The organism is Streptomyces sp. NPDC103540 (genome assembly GCF_055584445.1).
The window spans coordinates 379,743-400,525 of the sequence record NZ_JBVJMA010000001.1 but is presented as its reverse complement, the minus strand read 5'-3'; the positions used below and the strand labels follow the sequence as shown (position 1 = coordinate 400,525).

Below are 20,783 nucleotides of genomic sequence, written 5' to 3'. Positions count from 1 at the left end.
ATGGCTGCTCACACCAGCCAGTCGCCGGCCAAGGCCGCGGGCGAGGACACCGGTGACACCGGTGCCGCCCGCGGCCCGGGCCGCACGACTGCCAGAAGCGACAGCGGTCTCAAGCGGGCCCTCGCCACGCACTGGTACGCCTGGGCCATGATCGCCCCGGTCGTGCTCGTACTCGGCGTGATCATCGGCTGGCCCCTCGTCCGCGGGATCTACCTCTCGCTGACCGACGCCAACGAGCGCAACGTCGCCCGCACCATCGGCGTCCGCCACATCGAGGCCACGTACGAGTTCGTCGGCCTCGACAACTACGCGGCCGTCCTCGGCGACCCCGTCTTCTGGCAGCGGCTGGTGTGGACGGTGCTGTGGACCGTCGGCTGCGTCTCCATCACCTTCGCCCTCGGCCTCACCCTGGCCACCATGCTCAACCGCCCGCTCCGCGGCCGCGCCGCCTACCGGATGGCGCTCATCCTGCCGTGGGCCGTCCCCGGCTTCGTGTCCGTCTTCGCCTGGCGCTTCCTGTTCAACCGCGACAACGGCATCCTCAACAAGCTCCTCGACGGCGGCGGCATCGCGGCCATCCCGTGGCTCGACGACCCGACCTGGGCCAAGGTCTCCGTCATCGCCGTCAACGTCTGGCTCGGCGTCCCCTTCATGATGGTCGCCCTCCTCGGCGGCCTCCAGTCCATCCCCGCCGAGCTCTACGAGGCCGCCGAGATGGACGGCGCGACCCCCTGGCAGCGCTTCCGGCACATCACCCTGCCCGGACTGCGCGCGGTGAGCATGACCGTGATCCTGCTCTCCACCATCTGGACCTTCAACATGTTCCCGGTCATCTTCCTGCTGACCCGCGGCGGACCGGGCGACTCCACCGAGATCCTCGTGACCCAGGCCTTCCGCGAGGCCTTCATCGCCAGCCCCCGCGACTTCGCCGGCTCCGCGACGTGGGGCGTCCTCATCCTCGCCCTGCTCATGATCTTCGCGCTGGTCTACCGGCGCTCGCTGCGCAAGCAGGGAGAGGTGTGGTGACCGTGACCACGAACGACACGCCCGCCGGCGGAGCCCGCCCCCGCGGCACCCGCTCCCCGCTCGCCTCCTTCGCACTGCACGCCACGCTCGTCGTCGCGTCCGTCATCGCGGTCTTCCCCGTGCTGTGGATCCTGCTGACCTCGCTGAAGCCCCCGCAGCACGCCATCGGCACCGACTTCGTCAAGGAACCGACGCTCCACAACTACCGCTACCTGCTGGAGTCCAGCCACTTCCTCAGCTGGTTCGCGAACTCCGTCCTCGTCGCCGGCGTCACCACCGTCCTCGGCGTCTTCATCGCCGCCACCACCGGCTACGCCGTCAGCCGCTTCAAGTTCCCGGGCATGAAGCCGCTCATGTGGACCCTGCTCATCACGCAGATGTTCCCGATGGCCATCCTGATCGTCCCCCTCTACAACCTGATGGGCGACCTCGGACTGCTCAACCAGCCCGTCGGCCTGATCATCACCTACCTCACCATCGCCGTGCCCTTCTGCGCGTGGATGATGAAGGGCTTCTTCGACACCATCCCCGTCGAGATCGACGAATCCGGTCGCGTCGACGGACTCAACCCCTTCGGCACCTTCTGGCGCCTCATCCTGCCCCTCGCCAAGCCCGGCCTCGCGGTCACCGGCTTCTACGCCTTCATCACCGCCTGGGGCGAGGTCGCCTACGCCTCCGCCTTCATGGTCGGCGAGGAGAACCTCACCCTCGCCGGCGGACTCCAGACCTTCGTCACCCAGTACACGTCCAACTGGGGCGCCATGAGCGCGGCTTCCGTACTCATCGCGATCCCGGCGGCGGTCTTCTTCCTCTTCGCCCAGCGTCACCTCGTCGCCGGGATGACGGCAGGCGCGACCAAGGGCTGACCACCCGCGCCCGCCCCCTCCCACCCCCGGCCCGATCTCTTCAAGGACACCATGACCCAGCACCTCGCCGACGCACTTCCCACCACCTCCGGCACCCTGCCCGGCTGGTGGAGAGACGCGGTGATCTACCAGGTCTATCCGCGCAGCTTCGCCGACTCCAACGGAGACGGCATGGGGGACCTCGAAGGCATCCGCGGCCGGCTGCCCTACCTGAAGGAACTCGGCGTCGACGCCGTCTGGCTGAGCCCCTTCTACGCCTCCCCGCAGGCCGACGCCGGCTACGACGTGGCCGACTACCGGGCCATCGACCCCATGTTCGGCACCCTCCACGACGCCGACGCCGTCATCCGCGAGGCCCACGCCCTGGGCCTGCGCATCATCGTCGACCTCGTCCCCAACCACTGCTCCGACCAGCACGAATGGTTCAAGCAGGCGCTGCGCGAAGGCCCCGGCAGCCCGCTGCGCGAACGCTTCCACTTCCGCCCCGGACAGGGCGAGAACGGCGAACTGCCGCCCAACGACTGGGAGTCCCTCTTCGGTGGCCCCTCCTGGACCCGGGTCGCCGACGGCGAGTGGTACCTGCACCTGTTCGCCCCCGAACAGCCCGACTTCAACTGGGAGCACCCCGCCGTCCAGGACGAGTTCCGCTCCGTCCTGCGCTTCTGGCTGGACCTGGGCGTCGACGGCTTCCGCATCGACGTCGCCCACGGCCTCGTCAAGGCCCCCGGCCTGCCCGACCTCGGCCACAGCGAACAGCTCAAGCTCCTCGGCAACCAGGTCCTGCCCTTCTTCGACCAGGACGGCGTCCACGAGATCTACCGCTCCTGGAGGACCGTCCTCGACGAGTACGCCGGCGACCGCATCGGCGTCGCCGAGGCCTGGACGCCCAGCGCCGACCGCACCGCGCTGTACCTGCGCCCCGACGAACTGCACCAGGCCTTCAACTTCCACTACCTGAGCACCGGATGGGACGCCGAGGCGCTGCGCGCCACCATCGACGACTCCCTCGACGCCATGCGCCCCGTGGGGGCTCCGACGACGTGGGTGTTGTCGAATCATGATGTGGTGCGGCATGTGACGCGGTATGGGGGTGGGGTGCGGGGTGTGGCGCGGGCGCGGGCGGCGGCGTTGTTGATGTTGGCGTTGCCGGGGTCGGCGTATGTGTATCAGGGGGAGGAGTTGGGTCTGCCGGAGGTGACGGATCTGCCGGACGGGGTGCGTCAGGATCCGGCGTTTCATCGTGCGACGGGTCAGGAGGGGTTGCGGGACGGGTGTCGGGTGCCGATTCCGTGGTCGGGTGAGGAGGCTCCGTACGGGTTCGGTGAGGGTGGTAGTTGGTTGCCGCAGCCGGCGGAGTGGGCGGGGTTGAGCGTGGCCGCGCAGACCGGGGACCCGCACTCCACTCTGGAGCTCTACCGCGCCGCCCTGCGCATCAGGCGGCAGGACCCCGACCTCGGCGCCGGAGACGCCGTCGCGTGGCTGGACGCGCCCGCGGGCACCCTGGCCTTCCGCCGCGGCGGCTTCGTCTGCACCGTCAACACGACCGGAGAGGCCGTACGGATCACCGCCCCGGGCACTGTCCTGCTGGCGAGCGGCGCGGAGGCGTCGGTCGGCGAGGCGTCGGTCGGCGAGGCACCGGTCGGCGAGGCGCCGGTCGCGGACGAGGAAGGGTTCGTGCTCCTCGACGCCGACACCACCGTGTGGTGGCGGGGGTGACAACGCCGCTGCGACTGACGGACATCGCCGCGCAGGCCCAGGTCAGCGAGGCCACCGTCAGCCGCGTGCTCAACGGCAAAGCGGGGGTGGCGTCCGGCACCCGACACAAGGTGCTGGCCGCCCTCGACGTGCTCGGCTACGAGCGGCCCGTGCGACTCAAACGCCGCAGCAACGGACTCGTCGGGCTGCTCATACCCGAGCTGACCAACCCCATCTTCCCGGCGTTCGCCCAGGTCATCGAGCAGGCCCTGGCCGGACACGGGTACACCCCCGTGCTCTGCACGCAGACACCGGGCGGAGCCACCGAGGACGAACTCGTCGAGCAGTTGGAGGAACGGGGGGTCACGGGCATCGTCTTCCTGTCGGGGCTGCACGCCGACTCCGCCGCCGACCCCGAGCGCTACCGGCGCCTCGCCGCGCGCGGGGTGCCGTTCGTGCTGATCAACGGGTTCAACCCGGCGATCAGCGCCCCGTTCGTCTCCCCCGACGACCGGGCGGCGGCGGAGATGGCCGTACGCCACCTGGAGGAACTGGGACACCGCCGCATCGGCCTGGCCATCGGCCCGACGCGCTACGTCCCCTCCGCCCGCAAGGAGCAGGGCTTCCTCGCCGCCCTGCCCGGAGCCGACGCCGACGGGCTCGTGCAGCGCACGCTGTTCACCGTCGAGGGCGGCCACGCGGCGGGCGGGGCCCTCCTGGACCGGGGCTGCACCGGGGTGGTGTGCGCCAGCGACATGATGGCCCTGGGAGTCATCCGTGCCGCCCGTGAGCGGGGCCTGCGTGTACCGCAGGACGTGTCGGTCGTCGGCTTCGACGACTCCCCGCTGATCGCCTTCACCGACCCGCCGCTGACCACCGTCCGCCAACCCGTGCGCGCGATGGCCACGGCGGCCGTCGGCGCCCTGCTCGAAGCGGTCGCGGGAACCCCGGTGGAGCGCACGGAGTACGTCTTCCAACCGGAACTGGTCGTACGCGGCTCCACGGGACCGGTGGTGGGGGGGTAGGGGGCGGTACGCCGTCGCGGTGCGGGCCGGCGATCGGCCTTGGGCGGTACGCCGTCGCGGTGCGGGCCGGCCATCTCCCCCTCGACCCGGTGGGGCGGGCCGGTGGTTGCCCGTCCGCCGCTTCGTCTGCGGGTGGGGTGGGGCGGGTGGCTGCCCCGCCCGGGCGGGGTCGGGGAGGTGCTGGGGGTTTCCCGTCAGTCTCATCGTCTCTCCGGTGCGGGCCGGGCCCTCAAGGGCGCTCACTTCGTTCGCGTCACTGCGTGATGGCCTTCGGCCACCCTTGACCGCCCGTCCCGCCCCGGACGAACGAAGACTGTCGGGAAACCCCCGAAAGAACGGCCACGGGGCAGGAGCAGGGACGACCCCGCATCAGCGACCAGCGAGCGGCCATCCCACGGGCCCACCGGGCATCCGGGCCCTCACAGCCCCTTTGGGGGCCGAGCCCACGGCCTACCCGCACGAAAAGTCGACGAGACCGTCCTGCGGAGCACCCGGGCGCGTCAGATCGCTACGCGCTTCTCCTTGCTTGGCGTCCGTCGGCCGTCCGGGGCTGGTCGTAGGCGGGTTCGACGTTGGTGACGGCCGTGGCACGATGCACCGGTGGGCCGGGACCTGGCCGAGGTCCTGGCGCCGGTGGGTAGGGGGAGCTGACATGGGCGTACCAGAGCCGTTGTCCGATGCCGAGATCGCCGATCGCCTGGTCGACCTGCCCGGTTGGGAGAGGGTGGGGAACGAGATCACGCGGACCTACGCGATCCGTTACCACGCGGCGGTGGCGGCGATCGTGACGATCGCCGATCGGTCGCGGCGCGTCCAGCACCACGCGGATCTCGACCTGCGCATCGATCACCTGCGTGCGTCCGTCACCACACACGACGCGGGCTACCGACTCACCGCCGCCGACTTCGACTTGGCGCGTCGCATCGATGCCATCGTCGCCGCGCACCAAGCCCTTCCCCTGGACTGATCGAGGAGCGCCGTCGGGGGGAAGGTGCCGGGGCGGGAGTGAGGGGTGGGGGTCCGGGACCCGGGGGTCCCGGATCGGGGGTCAGGCGCAGGTGTTGAGCATCGTGATGAGCCTGTCCTTCTCCGGGGTGGTGATGCTCAGTGCGTAGAGGCTCTTGATGTGGGTCCAGGCTCTGGAGTAGGTGCACCAGTAGTCCAGGTTCGGCGGGGCCCACTGGTCGGGGGACTGGTCGCCCTTCGAGCGGTTGGACGAGGCGGACACCGCGATGAGCTGGGAGTTGTCCAGGTCGTTCGCGAACCGCTTGCGCTTGTCCGTGCTCCAGGTGTCGGCGCCGGAGCGCCAGCCGTTGGCCAGCGGGACCATGTGGTCGATGTCGATCCTCGATGCCGTGTCGATGTCCTGGGCGTCGTACTCGCTGTACCAGGTGCCCTCGATGGCGCGGCAGGTGGAGTCCTGGGTGACGCCCTGGCCGTCGCGGGACAGGACGACCTCGCGGGTGTCGCACTCGCCGTACTGCCGGGCCCAGTGGGGGAACATGGCGCGGCTGTAGCCGGCCATGGAGTGCGGGGGTTCGACCACGAGCCGGTCGAGTTCGGCGCGGGCGACGTCGGCGGGCGGGGGTTCGGGGAAGACCCGGCCGCGGAGGGCCGGTGAGCCGGGGGCCGCGGCGGCGGCCGGGGCGGCCGGGGTGACGGGAGCGGCTTCGGCCGGGGCGGTGGCCAGGAGGGGCAGGGCGGTCAGGGCGAGCGCGGGCAGGCCGCGACCCAGAAGGTTCTTGATCACACGGTGGGGTGTAGCGGCTCGCGGGCGGGCCCGCGTGGGGGCGCGGCCGGCGGATGGGCCGGCCGGCCGTCAGGTTCACCTGCAAAAACGGCACTGCGCGGGGCCGTCCGTCGCCGGCGTGCGGGTGGAGCGCGCCTGTGGGGCGGAAACAATTCTGCAATCTCTTGCGCAAACTCTTGCAACAGTTCGGGGGGCCCTCTACGGTCGCGAGCAACCCCCACCCCTTCCCGCCAGGAGGACCCCCCCCATGGCTCGATCCGTACGCGCCGGCAGAGCCCTGCCGGTGGTGGCCGCGTTGGCCGCCGCCACGTTCGGCCTCCAGGTGCCCCAGGCGCAGGCCGCCCCGCCGGGCGACAAGGACGTCACCGCCGTCCTCTTCGAGTGGCGGTTCGAGTCCGTGGCCAAGGCCTGCACCGAATCGCTCGGGCCCGCCGGGTACGGGTTCGTGCAGGTCTCGCCCCCGCAGGAGCACATCCAGGGCTCCCAGTGGTGGACCTCGTACCAGCCCGTCAGCTACCGGATCGCCGGGCGGCTGGGCGACCGGGCCGCGTTCAAGGCCATGGTCGACACCTGCCACGCCGCCGGCGTGAAGGTCGTCGCCGACGCCGTGATCAACCACATGGCGGCCGGCGACGGGGTCGGGACCGGCGGCTCCTCGTACACGAAGTACGGGTACCCCGGCATCTACTCGGGCTCCGACATGGACGACTGCCGGTCCGTCATCACCGACTACCGCAACCGCGGCAACGTGCAGAACTGCGAGCTCGTCCAGCTCGCGGACCTCGACACCGGCGAGGACTACGTACGGGGCCGCGTCGCCGGGTACCTGAACGACCTGCTGTCGCTCGGCGTCGACGGCTTCCGGATCGACGCCGCCAAGCACATGCCCGCCGCCGACCTCGCGAACATCAAGTCCCGGCTGAGCAGTCCGGGCGTCTACTGGAAGCAGGAGGCCATACACGGGGCCGGCGAGGCCGTGTCCCCCGACGAGTACCTCGGCAACGGCGACGTGCAGGAGTTCCGGTACGCCCGGGACCTCCAGCGGGTCTTCCGAGGCGAGAACCTCGCCTACCTCAAGAACTTCGGCGAGGCCTGGGGACACATGCCGGGCGGGCGGTCCGGGGTGTTCGTCGACAACCACGACACCGAGCGCGTCGGAGACACCCTCAGCTACAAGGACGGCTCCGCCTACACGCTCGGAAACGTGTTCATGCTGGCCTGGCCCTACGGCTCGCCCGACGTCCACTCCGGCTACGAGTGGAGCGACAAGGACGCCGGACCGCCCAACGGCGGCAAGGTGAACGCCTGTTACACCGACGGGTGGAAGTGCCAGCACGCCTGGCGGGAGATCTCCTCCATGGTCGGCTTCCGCAACGCCGTGCGCGGCCAGGCCGTCACCGGCTGGTGGGACGACGGCGGCGACCGGATCGCGTTCGGCCGGGGGAACAAGGGCTACGTGGTGATCAACCACGAGGGTTCCGCCCTGACCCGCACGTTCCAGACCTCGCTGCCCGCCGGCGACTACTGCGACGTCCAGAGCGGACGCCCGGTGTCGGTGGACTCCGCCGGCCGCTTCACCGCCACGGTCGGCGCCGGGACCGCGCTCGCCCTCCACGTCGGCGCCCGTACCTGCGCCGGCACCCCGCCCGGCGCGGGGGCCGGCGCCTCCCTCGCCGTCAACGCCAACACCGTCCCCGGCCAGAACATCCACGTCGTCGGGGACCGCCCCGAGCTGGGTTCCTGGAACACCGCCGTCGCGCCGAAGCTCGACCCGGCCGCCTACCCGGTGTGGAAGCTCGACGTCACGCTCCCGCCCGGCACCGCCTTCTCGTACAAGTACGTCCGCAAGGACGCCGCCGGGAACGTGACCTGGGAGAGCGGGGCCAACCGCACCGCGACCGCCCCCGCGGGCGGCAAGGTCACGCTGACCGACACCTGGCGCGACTGAACCGCAGCGCCCCCGACCAGGGCCGCCCGGCACTCACGATCCCCGCCACCGCCGGGCGGCCCTCATCCCGTACCCAAGGAGATCCGCCTTGATACGCCCCGCCGCAGGAGCCCTCGCCGCCGCGCTGGCCGTGACGCTCCTGCCCGCCCTGCCCGCGGCGGCCACCGCCGACCGGGCTCCCGCCCCGCCCTCCGACGCGAAACTGGCCAAGGAGCCCGCCCGCCACGACCTGACCCGGGAGCAGTTCTACTTCGTCCTCCCGGACCGGTTCGCGAACGGCGACCCGAAGAACGACCGGGGCGGCCTGACCGGCTCCCGGCTGCAGACGGGCCTGGACCCGACCGACAAGGGCTTCTACCAGGGCGGCGACCTCAAGGGGCTGACCGACCGGCTGGACTACATCAAGGGCCTGGGCACCACGGCGATCTGGATGGCGCCGATCTTCAAGAACCAGCCGGTACAGGGCAAGGGAGACGACGTCTCGGCCGGCTACCACGGCTACTGGATCACCGACTTCACCCAGGTCGACCCGCACTTCGGCACCAACGCCGACCTGGAACGCCTCGTCGACAAGGCCCACGCCAAGGGGATGAAGGTCTTCTTCGACGTCATCACCAACCACACCGCCGACGTCGTCGACTACCGCGAGGGCGCGTACGGCCACCTGTCGCAAGGGGCCTTCCCCTACCTGAAGAAGGACGGCGTGCCCTTCGACGACACCGCCAAGGGCGCGTTCCCGCCCGTCGACGCCGACTCCTTCCCGCGCACCCCCTTCGTGCCCGAGGGCAAGAAGAACCTGAAGGTCCCCGCCTGGCTCAACGACCCGACGATGTACCACAACCGGGGCGACTCCACCTTCGCCGGCGAATCCTCCGGCACCGGCGACTTCTTCGGCCTCGACGACCTGTGGACCGAGCGTCCCGAGGTCGTCCGGGGCATGGAGAAGATCTACGAGAAGTGGGTGCGGGACTTCGACATCGACGGATTCCGCATCGACACCGTCAAGCACGTCGACACCGCGTTCTGGACCCAGTGGGCCACCGCACTCGACAAGTACGCGGCCGAGCGCGGACGCGAGGACTTCTTCATGTTCGGCGAGGTCTACTCCGCCGACACCGCCGTCACCTCCCCCTACGTGACCCGCGGCCGCCTCGACGCCACCCTCGACTTCCCGCTCCAGGACGCCCTGCGCGCCTACGCCTCCCAGGGCGCGCCCGCCTCCCGCCTCGGCTCCGTCCTCGCCGACGACTACCGGTACACCACCGACAAGGCCAACGCCTACGAGCAGGTCACCTTCCTCGGCAACCACGACATGGGCCGCTTCGGCACCTTCCTGAAGCAGGACCGGCCGGGCGCCGACGAGCGGGAACTGCTCGCCCGCTACCGGCTCGCCAACGAGCTGATGTTCCTCACCCGGGGCAACCCCGTCGTCTACTCCGGCGACGAGCAGGGCTTCACCGGCGCCGGCGGCGACAAGGACTCCCGCCAGCCGCTCTTCGCCTCCCGCGTCGCCGACTACCTCGACGACGACCAGCTGGGCACCGACCGCACCCACGCCGCCGACGCCCACGACCCGGGCCACCCCCTCTACCGGCAGATCGCCGCCCTCTCGAAGCTCACCCGCGAGCACCCGGCGCTGCGCGACGGCGTCCAGAGCGAGCGCCTCGCCGACGGCTCCGTGTACGCCTTCGCCCGCACCGACGCGAAGTCCCGCACCGAGTACCTCGTCGCCGCGAACAACGCCGCCGAGGGCCGCACCGTCGAGATCGACGCCCCCGCCGGAGTCCAGTACCGCACCCTGTACGGGGGCACCGCGCTGCTGCGCGCCTCCGCCGGCGGCAAGCTGACCGTGCCCGTGCCCGCGTACGGCTCCGTCGTGCTGCGCGCCGAGACCCCGCAGGCCAAGCCCGCCACCGGCCCCACCCTCACGCTCAAGGCCCCGGCCGCCGGCGCCACCGGCACCGTCGAGGTGGGCGCCGAGGTCACGGGCGGCGCCCTGAACCGGGTCGTGTTCGCGGCCCAGGTCGGCAACGGCCCCTGGCAGGTCCTCGGTTCCGCCGACCACGCCCCCTACCGGGTCACCCAGCACGTCGACGCCGCCGAGGGGACGCCCCTGCGCTACAAGGCCGTCGTCGTCGACTCCGCCGGACACACCGCCGGCGCGCTCGCCGCGTCCGCGGCCGGCCGGACCCCGCCCGCGGAGGTCCCGACCGCCACGCAGCGCGAGTACGCCGTCGTCCACTACAACCGGCCCGACGGGGACTACGCGAACTGGCGTCTGTACGCCTGGGGCGACCTCGCCGACGGCGAGGCCAAGCCCTGGCCCGAGGGGCACGGCTTCACCGGCCGCGACGCCTACGGGGCCTTCGCGTACGTCCGCCTGAAGCCCGGCGCCACCTCCGTCGGCTACCTCGTCATCGACAAGGACGGCAACAAGGACGTCGCCGCCGACCGCGTCCTCGACGTCACGAAGACCGGCGAGATCTGGCTCGAACAGGGCAAGGAACCCGTCCGCACCCAGCGGCCCGACCTGCCCCCGGCCGACACCTCCAAGGCCGTCCTGCACTACCAGCGCCCCGACGGCGCCCACGAAGGCTGGGGCCTGCACGTGTGGACCGGCGCCGCGAACCCGACCGACTGGTCGAAGCCGCTCATGCCCGTGCGCACCGACTCCTACGGCGCCGTCTACGAGGTCCCCCTCGCCGCCGGCGCGACCTCCCTGAGCTACATCCTCCACAAGGGCGACGAGAAGGACCTCCCCTCGGACCGGTCCCTCGACCTCAAGGGCACCGGCCACGAGGTGTGGCTGCTGGCCGGCAAGGAGAACCACCTCCTGCCCCAGCCCGCCGGCTCGGCCGCCGCCGTCGACCTCACCAAGGCCCACGCCGTCTGGATCGACCGCGACACCCTCGCCTGGAACGCCCCCGACACCGCCGCCTCCGTCCAGCTCCTCGCCTCCCGCGAGGGCAAGGTCACCGCCGAGAACGGCACCCTGCGCGAGAACGGCGCCGCCTGGCTGCGCCTGAACCGCTCCGCCCTCACCCCCGCCCAAAAGCAGAGGTTCCCGCACCTGGCGGCGTACGCGGCCCACACCGTCGACCCCCGCGACCGCGACCGGGTCCGCGAGGCCCTGCGCGGCCAACTCGTCGCGAGCGCCCGCGCCGCGAACGGCGCCGTCCTCGCCGCCACCGGCGTCCAGCTCGCCGGCGTCCTCGACGACCTGTACGCCAACGACACCCCCCTCGGCCCCGTCTTCAAGGACGGCCGCCCCACCCTCTCCGTCTGGGCCCCCACCGCCCGCGAGGTCTCCCTCGAACTCGACGGCCGCACCGTCCCCATGCGCCGCGACGACGCCACCGGCGTCTGGTCGGTGCGCGGCGAACGCTCCTGGTCCGGGAAGCCGTACCGCTACGCGGTGAGCGTCTGGGCCCCGAGCACCCGCTCGATGGTCCGCAACCTGGTCACCGACCCGTACGCCACCGCCCTGACCGCCGACTCCACCCACAGCCTGGTCGTGGACCTCGCCGACCCGAAGCTGGCCCCGCCCGGCTGGAAGGACCTGCGCAAGCCGGCGGCCGTCCCCTTCACCAACGCCCAGATCCAGGAACTCCACGTCCGCGACTTCTCCGTCGCGGACCGCACCTCGAAGCACCCCGGCCGCTACCTGGCCTTCACCGACACCGACTCCGCCGGCATGCGGCACCTGCGCGACCTGGCCGGCGCCGGCACCTCCTACGTCCACCTGCTGCCCGCCTTCGACCTCGGCACCATCCCCGAGAAGGCCGCCGACCGCACCGAACCCGCCTGCGACCTGAAGGTCTTCGCCCCCGACTCGGAGGAACAGCAGGCCTGCGTGGCGGCCGCCGCCGCGAAGGACTCCTACAACTGGGGCTACGACCCGCTGCACTACACCGTCCCCGAGGGCTCGTACGCCTCCGACCCGAACGGCACCGCCCGCACCGTCGAGTTCCGCAGGATGGTCCAGTCCCTGAACGGGGCCGGACTGCGCACCGTGATGGACGTGGTCTACAACCACACCGTGGCCGCCGGACAGGACGACAAGTCGGTCCTGGACCGCGTGGTGCCCGGCTACTACCAGCGGCTGCTGGCCGACGGCACCGTCGCCACCTCCACCTGCTGCGCCAACACCGCCCCCGAGAACGCCATGATGGGCCGCCTCGTCGTGGACTCCCTCGTCACCTGGGCCAAGGAGTACAAGGTCGACGGCTTCCGCTTCGACCTGATGGGCCACCACCCGAAGGCCAACATCCTGGCCGTCCGCAAGGCCCTCGACTCCCTGACCGTCGCCAAGGACGGCGTCGACGGGAAGAGGATCGTCCTCTACGGGGAGGGCTGGAACTTCGGCGAGATCGCCGACGACGCCCGCTTCGTGCAGGCCACCCAGAAGAACATGGCCGGCACGGGCATCGCCACCTTCTCCGACCGCGCCCGCGACGCCGTGCGCGGCGGCGGCCCCTTCGACGAGGACCCGCGCGTCCAGGGCTTCGCCAGCGGCCTGTTCACCGACCCGAACGGCTCACCGGCCAACGGCACCACCACCGAGCAGCGCGCCCGCCTGCTGCACGCCCAGGACCTCCTGAAGGTCGGCCTCTCCGGCAACCTGGCCTCCTACTCCTTCACCGACTCCACCGGCCGCCGCGTCAAGGGCTCCGACGTCGACTACAACGGCGCCCCCGCCGGCTACGCCGCCGCCCCCGGCGACGCCCTCGCCTACGCGGACGCCCACGACAACGAGACCCTCTACGACGCCCTCGCCTACAAGCTGCCGGCCGGCACCACCCCGGCCGACCGGGCCCGCGCACAGGTCCTGGCCATGGCCACGGCCGCGCTCTCCCAGGGCCCCGCCCTCTCCCAGGCGGGTACCGACCTGCTCCGCTCGAAGTCCCTGGACCGCAACTCCTACGACAGCGGCGACTGGTTCAACGCCCTGCACTGGGACTGCCGGGACGGCAACGGCTTCGGCCGGGGCCTGCCGCCCGCCGCCGACAACCGCTCCAAGTGGACCTATGCCAAGCCCCTGCTGACCGGTCCGGTCCCCGGCTGCGCCGAGATCGGCGGAGCCTCCGCCGCCTACCGCGACCTGCTGCGGATCCGTACGACGGAACCGGCCTTCGCCCTCACCACCGCCGAGGCGGTCCAGGCGCGGCTGTCGTTCCCGCTGTCGGGCCCGGACGAGACCCCGGGCGTGCTCACCATGGCCCTCGGTGACCTGGTGGTCGTCTTCAACGCCGGCCCCGAGCGGCGGGCCCAGCGGATCCCGGCCCTCGCGGGCGTCGGCCACGCCCTGCACCCGCTCCAGGCGGGCGGCGCGGACCCGGTGGTCAAGGGCGCCGCGTACGAAGCGGCCACGGGGGAGTTCACCGTACCGGCGCGGACGGTGGCCGTCTTCAAGCGGTCCTGACCGCCCGACCGCCCGACCGCCCGACCGCCCGCCCGACCGCCCGACCGTCCGGGCACCCGCACGACGAGGTCGGCGCCGGCCCCCGCTCCCCGGGGTCGGCGCCGGCCTCTTGCGTGCCGCGCGCGGCCGGCTCACACGTCGAGGCGCCGCTCCAGCAGGATCACCCCGTAGACCCGGCCGTCCTTGCCCTCCTTGTGCGGGAACTCGCCGACGATCCGGTAGCCCGCGCCCCGGTAGTACTCCAGCAGCCGCGGGTTCGTCGACACGCAGTCCAGCCGCGCCCGGTCCCTCCCGGTGCGGGCGATCCGCCGCTCGGCGTGCACCAGCATCCGCATCCCGGTGCCGGGGGGAGCCGCCTCCCGCTCCACCATCAGCCGGTGCACGTAGCCCGCGACCGGCGGCTGCACGCCCCAGGCCTCCTCGTCGGACCACCACAGCTCGTACCCGCCGACGACGTGCCCGTCCGCGTCCTGCGCGAGCCACACCTCGCCGTCGCGCATCCGGGCACGGAAGTGCGCCTCGTCCTTGTCGCCCGGCTTCCACTGCTCGATGCCGCGCGCCAGTATCCAGCGGGCGGCCCGGTCGTACAGTTCCACCAGCGTGCCGGCGTCCTTCTCCGCGGCCTGCCGGAACAACACCCCGTCTTCAATGATCACCTGGGCATTATCGGCAACCGGACCGCCGGCGGCGGCTCATTCTCCCGTGCGGGGACCGGGTACCAGCGCGGCCAGTCGAGCGACCAGCTCCCCGAACGGCCCGTCGGCGGGCTCGTCCGCCAGGATCCGTACGAGGATCCCCGCCATCTCCTCGTCGTACGCCGCGCTCACGGCGGCCAGGGCCGCGAAGTCGTGCACCAGCTGCAACTCCAGCTCGCCGCGCGGGATGCGACGGCCGTCGAGCCACAGCAGCGCCGTCGACTCGGCCAGCGACACCCAGGAGCGCACCACCAGCTCCAGTCGGGCCGGCGGGTCCTGCACCCCGATGTGGGTGATGATCTGCTCGTACGCCGCCTGCCGGACCTCGTCGATCATCGCGTTGGTCCGGCTGCTGCCGACCGCCGGGCCGCCCCGCAGCAACGCCGAGAAACCCGGGCCGTGGTCGTCGACGAACGCGAAGTAACGCCCCATCACCCGCAACAGCCGCGCCCCGAGCGGTCCTTCGTGCGCCTCCTCGAACCGCTGCGCCAACTCGTCGGCGGCCCGCCGCAGCGCGGCCTCGTACAGGCTCAGCTTGCCGGGGAAGTAGTGGTAGACCAGCGGCCGCGATATCCCGGCCGCGGCGGCGATCTCGTCGATCGACACGTCGTCGGGCGACCGGTTGCTGAACAGCTCCAGGGCAACCCCGATCAGCTGCTGCCGCCGCTCCTCGACACCCATCCTGCGCCGCACCCCGGTTGTCATGCCGACACCCTACTTCTCCGACCGGCGCGCTACAGGTCCAGGGCGATCCGGTCTTCCGCGGCCCGCGAGACGCACAGGAGCATGGAGTCGGCGCGTTCGGCGTCGGTCAGGAGGTCGTCGCGGTGGTCGACGGGGCCGGCCAGGACGCGGTGCCGGCAGGTTCCGCAGAAGCCCTGTTCGCAGGAGTACGGGGTGTCGGGCAGGGCGCGTCGGACGGCCGTCAGGGTCGATTCGTCCGCCGCGACCTCCACCGAGGTGCCGGAGCGGCGCAGTTCCACGGTGAAGGGGCGCGCGGCGACGGCGGCGGCGGGGGCGAAGCGTTCCAGGCGCACGGCCGACGGGTCGGCGACGGCATCGGTGACGGCCCGCATCAGGGGCTGCGGCCCGCAGCAGTAGACGAGGGTGCCCGGCCGGATCCCGGCGAGCGGCGTCAGGTCGGGCAGGCCCGTCTCGTCCTCGGGCAGGAGCGTGACCCGGTCCCCGTAGGCGGCGAGTTCGGACAGGAAGGGCATCGTGGCCCGCGAACGGCCCCCGTACAGCAGGGTCCAGTCGGCGCCGGCGGCCGTCGCGGCCCGCAGCATCGGCAGGATCGGGGTGATCCCGATGCCGCCGGCGACGAACGCGTACGCGGGCGCGGGGAGGAGCTCGAAGCGGTTGCGCGGGGGCCGCACCGCGAGTTCGACGCCCTCCACGAGCGCCTCGTGGACCTCGCGGGAGCCTCCGCGACCGTCCTCGACGAGCCGGACCGCGATCGTCCAGCGGCCGGTGTCGGCCGGGTCCCCGCACAGCGAGTACTGGCGGACCGCTCCGGAGGGCAGGGCGAGGTCGACGTGCGCCCCCGGCGTCCAGGCGGGCAGCTCGTCCGAGGCCAGCACGATCCGTACGACGCCCTCGGCCGGCTCGGTGCGCGAGACCACGCGGGCCCGCAGGGTCCGGCGCGGGGAGTGGCCCGAGACGGGGACGTCCAGCGCGGGCAGCGGCCACAGCGGGGAGCGGCGGACCCGCCGGCGCAGTGCGCGCCGGGTGAGGACCGCGGCTCCCGCCAGGGCCGTGACGGTGAGGGTCCGCTTCACGGCCGCACCCCGCCGCCCGCGCCGGGGGAGGAGGCGAGGTAGGCCTCGGCCTGGGCCGTCGAACCCTCCTGGGAGGGGTGGTAGGTGCGCGAGAGGTAGGTGGGGATGGACTTCAGCATGGCTCCCGTCGAGGGGAGGACGCCCTGCTGTCCGGCGCGGAAGAACTGCGCGACGGAGGCCTTCGCCGCGGGCAGGTGGGGATCGTTCTCCATGAAGAAGCGGGCGCCGCGCTGCCACAGGAAGGCCAGGGCCGCGAAGCCGGTGGCCCAGGTCCGGGCGCGGCGGCGGTAGCTGCCGTCCACGTGCATGAAGAGGTCGAAGGCGACCGAGCGGTGCTCGACCTCCTCGGCGCCGTGCCAGCGCAGGAGGTCGAGCATCACCGGGTCGGCCCCGCGCCGGTCGAGTTCCTCGGCGTTGAGGATCCAGTCGCCGAGGAAGGCGGTGTAGTGCTCGATGGCCGCGATCATCGCGACCCGTTCCATGAGCCACCACGTGCGGGCGCGGCCGGGCGGCAGGGTGCGGTCGCCGAGGAGCTTCTCGAAGAGCCAGTCGACCTGCGCGGTGTAGGGCGTCGGGTCCAGGCCCAGGCGCTTGAGGTGGGGGAGCACGTCGTCGTGCGCGGCGGCGTGCGTCGCCTCCTGCCCGATGAACCCGATGACGTCGGCCCGGAGCCGGTCGTCGGTGATGTGGGGGAGCACCTGCTTGTAGACGTGGACGAACCAGCGTTCGCCGGCGGGCAGCAGCAGGTGCAGGACGTTGATGGTGTGTCCGGCGAAGGGATCGCCGGGCAGCCAGTGGAGCGGGGTGTCGTCCCAGGAGAAGGAGACGTTCCGCGCCTGGAGGTCTATGTGTTCCGACGCCACGGGGGCGGGCACGAGCGGCGTATTAGACATGGCGTCAATGTACTGAGCGGTACAGGAGAGGAGAACCCCCCGCGACGCCGAAAATCACGGCCCGACCGCATTCGGCCGGCCCGGACCCGCCCCGCACCCTCCGGTGTCGCGAAGCATCCGAAAGAGGCGACCTAGCGCAGTACCCCCGCCGTGGTGCCGTCCGTCAGCTTGCCCGACAGGTCGACCTGCGCGCCCTCCTTGGCCTTGAGGGCCAGTCGATTCCCGTTCGCGGCGCCGCCGATCCCCTCGCCCGACACCGACAGCGAGGTGAACTGCGCGCTGCCCGCCGCCAGTACGTACCACTGCCCCGCCCGGGACTTCCACAGCACCCCGGCCAGCACCCGCGGTTCGCGGGGCCCGCACGCGGCGGAGCCCTCCGCCTTGGCCGCCTGGGCCGCGAGGGGGGCGCCGGGGGCCAGGAACTGCGCCTGCACCCGGTCCGCCGTGCCCCGCCAGGTCTCCGCCCGGGTGCACAGCCAGGTCGCCGCGCCGTCGCCCTCGGGCAGCGGCTGCTTGGCGTACGTCCAGGCGTTGACCGTACGCACCCCGTGCGAGCGCACCGAGGGGAGCAGGCAAGCGATCCTCGACCACTCGCCGAGTTCCGCCGCCTCCGAGACGTCCCGCGCGGCGCCCGGCGCGCCCGAGGTCAGCCGCACCGGGGTCAGCTCGCCCAGGTCCGTCACCAGCCGGGTCGTCCCGTCGCCGGTCAGGGCCAGCGCGTTCCAGCCCGTACACGTCCCGCCCGGGGCCGGACCCACCACCGGCGGGGTGATCCCGTCCGGGGTGAGCTTCAGCGGGGCCGGGGCCTCACCGGGCTTGAGGAGGTCCCGCAGGGCCGCGCCCGTCACCCAGGGGGCCGTCAGGTAGCGGACGTTGCCGTCGACGCGGCTGAGCACCAGACCCGTCGCGGTGTCCGCCGAGGCACCGTCCGTCCGGGCGAAGTCGAGCGCGGCGCCCGCCGTCCCGGAGCGCGGCTCCGCGTAGCGCACCACGCGCAGCCCGTCGTGGAACAGGACCACCACGGCCTGGTCGACGACCCCCGCGAACAGCAGCTGGGGCGGCCCCATCGGCGGCCCGGACGGGGTCCCCGGCGTCGCGGAGACCACCACCGCCTTCCCGGGCCGGGCCCAGGTGGCCAGGGCCCGGCGCAGCAGTTCCGCGTCGGTGAGACGGTCGCCGCGCGCGGGCCAGGCCGCGTAGTCCGTACGGGACGAGGTGCGCCACAGCGTCGGCGCGACCCGCGTCAGCTGCCCCGGGTCCAGGGCCTGCTCCGCCGCCGCGTTGCGCGCGTACGGCGGGGCGGCGGGACCGTCGGAGCCCCACCCGCCGCCGGGCAGCGCCAGCAGCGCCCCGCACACCGCGAGGGCGAGCGCCCCGGCGAGCCCGGCGCGGGCCAGCCGGCGTCGGCGCAGCAGGTCGGTGGGCCGGGCCTGGAGCACGCACGGGTCGAACTCGGGGGAGGCGAAGAGGCCGTCGTGCGCCGGATCCCCGGACTCGGCGACCGCCGCCTCGGGATCCGCGACCCCGGCCTGGGCGAGCACCCGCAGCACGTCCGCCTCCGCGAGCCCCTCCAGGGCCCGCAGGACGCAGGCGGCGCGACCGGGACCGTTCAGGGTGGCCAGCCACTGGTCCAGGGCCAGTTCCTCGGCCCCGCCCGAGCGCGGGAAGAGCCGCAGCCCCCACACGCGGGGCAGCGGCGCGGGCAGCTGCCCGCGCAGCGGGAACGCCCTGAACGTCAGCGGGATCCCCGCCTCCAGGGCGGAGCGCAGCACGCGCAGTCGGACGTACGCGTACCCGGACTCGGGGCCGTCCGCCCCGGCGCGCTGGGCCGGGACCCCGCCCCGCACGGCGGCGGGGTCGAGGGCGCGGCGCCCGCGCGGCAGGGCCCGCTGGGCCAGCGAGTGCGCGGTGAGCACCCGCCGGTTGCGGCCGAGGGCGGGCGGCAGCACCAGGTAGGCGAGCCGCACCAGCCGCGGGTAGTGCTCGACGATGGCGGCCTCGGCCTGCTCGACGTCGGGGAGCGGGGGGCGGGTGGCGGTGTCCGGCGCAGTCACGTTCAGCAGAACGAGCGATTCGTCGGATGGTCACCCGCCACCGGCGCACGCGTTCGGACGAACCGGGGTCCCGGCGAGGCGGTGGCCGGGTGGCCGGGCGGTCCGGCAGCCGGGCCGTCCGGCGGTCCGGCGGGCGCCCGGGTCAGACGACGAGGCGGGCGCGCAGGGCCTCGACCGTCTCGTCGGACACGCCCAGCCCCTCGCGCACGTACTTCTCCATGGAACCGAAGCGCAGTCGCACCTCGTCCAGGCCCGCCTCCAGGTAGTCGGGGAAGACGCCGATCAGCGCGAGCGCGATGTCCGGGTCCCCGCCGGCGGCGGTGAATCCCTCGATCATCGGGGCGAAGGCCTGCTTGACCGCCGGGTTCACCGACAGGTACTCGGCCATCAGGGTCTCCTCGTCGGCGCCGAGCAGCGCGAGGATCACGGTGGCGCCCCACCCCGTACGGTCCTTGCCGGCCGTGCAGTGGAAGAGGAGCGGGCCCGCCTGCGGGTCGGCGACCTCGTTCAGCAGGGTCCGGTACGCGTCCTGCGCCGAGGCGGTGACGACGAAGGAGCGGTAGACGGAGCCGAAGAGGGCCTGCGCCTTGCCGCCGCCCAGGTGCTCCTCGGCCACCACCGGGTCCGCGAGCAGGTCCTTGAGCTGCGCGGCGGCGGGCATCCGGCTCTCGCTCATCTTGTCGGCCAGGACGTCGCGCACCAGCAGCCGGGCGCCCTCGGGCAGCACGTCCGGGTGGTCGGCGCGCTCGGGAGCGCTGCGCAGGTCGACGACGGTGCGCAGGCCCAGCCCGGCCACCACGGGGTCGGCGTCGAGGTCGAGCCGGTCGAGGGCGCCCGAGCGCAGGACGAGGCCGGGGCGGACGGTGCGGCCGCCGGGGAGCGGGGTGCCACCGAGGTCGCGGAGGTTGGCGACGGTGGTGGAGGGCTTGGCGGTCATCGTGGCGGCTCCAGCGATCGGCTTACTCGTGTCATTCGGATGATTGGCGGTCATCCGCGGCATTCAGGTCATGCCAGAGCGATTTTCCGATGATTCTTTTCGGAAAGACAATCGACGGCGAACGAGAGCCCGATCCCGATGCCCAGCGCCACCAGGTGCCCGGCGTCGGTGAAGGTCCGCCCGCGCCGCACCACCGGCCACGCGCCCACCGCCAGTAGCGCCGCCCGGGCGCCGTGGCGCACCGGCCCGCGGGGCAGGGTCGCGGTCAGGGCGCCGAGCACGGCGTTGAACCCGTAGCTCGTGCCGACGTCCAGGGCCCGCCGGGTCGCGGTGTCCGCGGTGCGCCGCAGGACGCCGTGGACGAGGAGGGTCGCCGAGGCGTGGCCGAAGAGGAAGGCGGCGGCCGTCCACCAGGCCCCGTACGCGTACTCCGCGTAGCCGAGCGCGGCCACCAGGAGCAGCGCGTAGGGCAGCGGCATGGGCTCCTCGACCACCAGGGCGCTGGTCAGCAGGGTTTCCCAGTGGCCGGCGTCGAGGTTGTCGACGTTCGTCGAGAAGCAGCGCAGCAGGCGCTCCCGTGCGGCCGGATCCCGTCGTTCCAGGACGAGGGCGCCGAGCTGGACCCCTCCGGCGTACACCGCGCCCAGGGGTACTGACCATGACCATGGCAATGGGTTCACCGGAACATGATCGG

Annotated in this window: 15 protein-coding genes; 7 read left to right on the top strand and 8 right to left on the bottom strand. The window is 72.8% G+C overall.

Going from position 1 to position 20,783, the window contains the following annotated elements:
• From ACZ6ZI_RS01780 to ACZ6ZI_RS01760, 5 genes are all read left to right on the top strand, one after another.
• Entirely contained in the window at positions 1-1,026 is a 1,026-nt protein-coding gene (locus ACZ6ZI_RS01780; RefSeq protein WP_469514455.1) for a carbohydrate ABC transporter permease, read from the top strand.
• Positions 1,023-1,892 (top strand): sugar ABC transporter permease, encoded by an 870-nt coding sequence (locus tag ACZ6ZI_RS01775; protein WP_469514452.1) that lies wholly within the window; start codon positions 1,023-1,025, stop codon positions 1,890-1,892. Before ACZ6ZI_RS01780 ends, ACZ6ZI_RS01775 begins: the two co-directional genes overlap by 4 nt.
• Positions 1,893-1,943: 51 nt before the next feature.
• Complete coding sequence (locus ACZ6ZI_RS01770; protein ID WP_469514447.1) at positions 1,944-3,608, top strand: glycoside hydrolase family 13 protein; 1,665 nt, start codon at positions 1,944-1,946, stop codon at positions 3,606-3,608.
• Positions 3,596-4,612: a LacI family DNA-binding transcriptional regulator gene (locus tag ACZ6ZI_RS01765; RefSeq protein ID WP_469514445.1), complete on the top strand. Its 1,017-nt coding sequence runs from the start codon at positions 3,596-3,598 to the stop codon at positions 4,610-4,612. Before ACZ6ZI_RS01770 ends, ACZ6ZI_RS01765 begins: the two co-directional genes overlap by 13 nt.
• Before the next feature lie 652 nt (positions 4,613-5,264).
• Positions 5,265-5,579 carry a 4a-hydroxytetrahydrobiopterin dehydratase gene (locus ACZ6ZI_RS01760; RefSeq protein ID WP_469514442.1) on the top strand — a complete coding sequence of 105 codons (315 nt, stop codon included), beginning with the start codon at positions 5,265-5,267 and terminating at the stop codon, positions 5,577-5,579.
• 81 nt (positions 5,580-5,660) lie between these two features.
• Here the strand turns inward: ACZ6ZI_RS01760 and ACZ6ZI_RS01755 are convergent, their stop codons facing one another.
• Complete coding sequence (locus ACZ6ZI_RS01755) at positions 5,661-6,362, bottom strand: HNH endonuclease family protein (RefSeq protein WP_469514438.1); 702 nt, start codon at positions 6,360-6,362, stop codon at positions 5,661-5,663.
• A 247-nt stretch (positions 6,363-6,609) separates the two neighbouring features.
• Between ACZ6ZI_RS01755 and ACZ6ZI_RS01750 the strand changes: the two genes are divergently transcribed.
• Complete coding sequence (locus tag ACZ6ZI_RS01750; RefSeq protein ID WP_469514435.1) at positions 6,610-8,310, top strand: carbohydrate-binding module family 20 domain-containing protein; 1,701 nt, start codon at positions 6,610-6,612, stop codon at positions 8,308-8,310.
• 64 nt (positions 8,311-8,374) lie between these two features.
• Positions 8,375-13,732 (top strand): pullulanase-type alpha-1,6-glucosidase, encoded by a 5,358-nt coding sequence (gene pulA, locus ACZ6ZI_RS01745; protein WP_469515778.1) that lies wholly within the window; start codon positions 8,375-8,377, stop codon positions 13,730-13,732.
• 131 nt (positions 13,733-13,863) lie between these two features.
• Here pulA and ACZ6ZI_RS01740 read toward each other — a convergent pair whose 3' ends face one another.
• From ACZ6ZI_RS01740 to ACZ6ZI_RS01710, 7 genes are all read right to left on the bottom strand, one after another.
• Positions 13,864-14,388: a GNAT family N-acetyltransferase gene (locus ACZ6ZI_RS01740; RefSeq protein WP_469514433.1), complete on the bottom strand. Its 525-nt coding sequence runs from the start codon at positions 14,386-14,388 to the stop codon at positions 13,864-13,866.
• A gap of 36 nt (positions 14,389-14,424) precedes the next feature.
• A complete protein-coding gene (locus tag ACZ6ZI_RS01735; RefSeq protein ID WP_363057016.1) occupies positions 14,425-15,132 on the bottom strand; it encodes a TetR/AcrR family transcriptional regulator in 708 nt (235 codons plus the stop codon).
• 29 nt (positions 15,133-15,161) lie between these two features.
• Positions 15,162-16,205 carry a PDR/VanB family oxidoreductase gene (locus tag ACZ6ZI_RS01730; protein ID WP_469514429.1) on the bottom strand — a complete coding sequence of 348 codons (1,044 nt, stop codon included), beginning with the start codon at positions 16,203-16,205 and terminating at the stop codon, positions 15,162-15,164.
• On the bottom strand, positions 16,202-17,098 hold the full coding sequence (locus tag ACZ6ZI_RS01725) for a metal-dependent hydrolase (protein ID WP_469514426.1): 897 nt from the start codon (positions 17,096-17,098) through the stop codon (positions 16,202-16,204). The genes ACZ6ZI_RS01730 and ACZ6ZI_RS01725 overlap by 4 nt, the downstream gene beginning before the upstream one ends.
• A gap of 131 nt (positions 17,099-17,229) precedes the next feature.
• Entirely contained in the window at positions 17,230-19,152 is a 1,923-nt protein-coding gene (locus ACZ6ZI_RS01720) for a hypothetical protein (protein WP_469514423.1), read from the bottom strand.
• 142 nt (positions 19,153-19,294) lie between these two features.
• Positions 19,295-20,089 carry a tyrosine-protein phosphatase gene (locus ACZ6ZI_RS01715; RefSeq protein WP_469514420.1) on the bottom strand — a complete coding sequence of 265 codons (795 nt, stop codon included), beginning with the start codon at positions 20,087-20,089 and terminating at the stop codon, positions 19,295-19,297.
• A 68-nt stretch (positions 20,090-20,157) separates the two neighbouring features.
• Entirely contained in the window at positions 20,158-20,727 is a 570-nt protein-coding gene (locus tag ACZ6ZI_RS01710; RefSeq protein WP_363057006.1) for a rhomboid-like protein, read from the bottom strand.
• Positions 20,728-20,783 lie beyond the last annotated feature (56 nt).

Coding starts and splice junctions, on each gene's coding strand:
- ACZ6ZI_RS01770 (WP_469514447.1), top strand. CDS start 1,944: ATGACCCAGCACCTCGCCGACGCACTTCCCACCACCTCCGGCACCCTG.
- ACZ6ZI_RS01750 (WP_469514435.1), top strand. CDS start 6,610: ATGGCTCGATCCGTACGCGCCGGCAGAGCCCTGCCGGTGGTGGCCGCG.
- ACZ6ZI_RS01760 (WP_469514442.1), top strand. CDS start 5,265: ATGGGCGTACCAGAGCCGTTGTCCGATGCCGAGATCGCCGATCGCCTG.
- ACZ6ZI_RS01715 (WP_469514420.1), bottom strand. CDS start 20,089: ATGACCGCCAAGCCCTCCACCACCGTCGCCAACCTCCGCGACCTCGGT.
- ACZ6ZI_RS01725 (WP_469514426.1), bottom strand. CDS start 17,098: ATGTCTAATACGCCGCTCGTGCCCGCCCCCGTGGCGTCGGAACACATA.
- ACZ6ZI_RS01780 (WP_469514455.1), top strand. CDS start 1: ATGGCTGCTCACACCAGCCAGTCGCCGGCCAAGGCCGCGGGCGAGGAC.
- ACZ6ZI_RS01735 (WP_363057016.1), bottom strand. CDS start 15,132: ATGACAACCGGGGTGCGGCGCAGGATGGGTGTCGAGGAGCGGCGGCAG.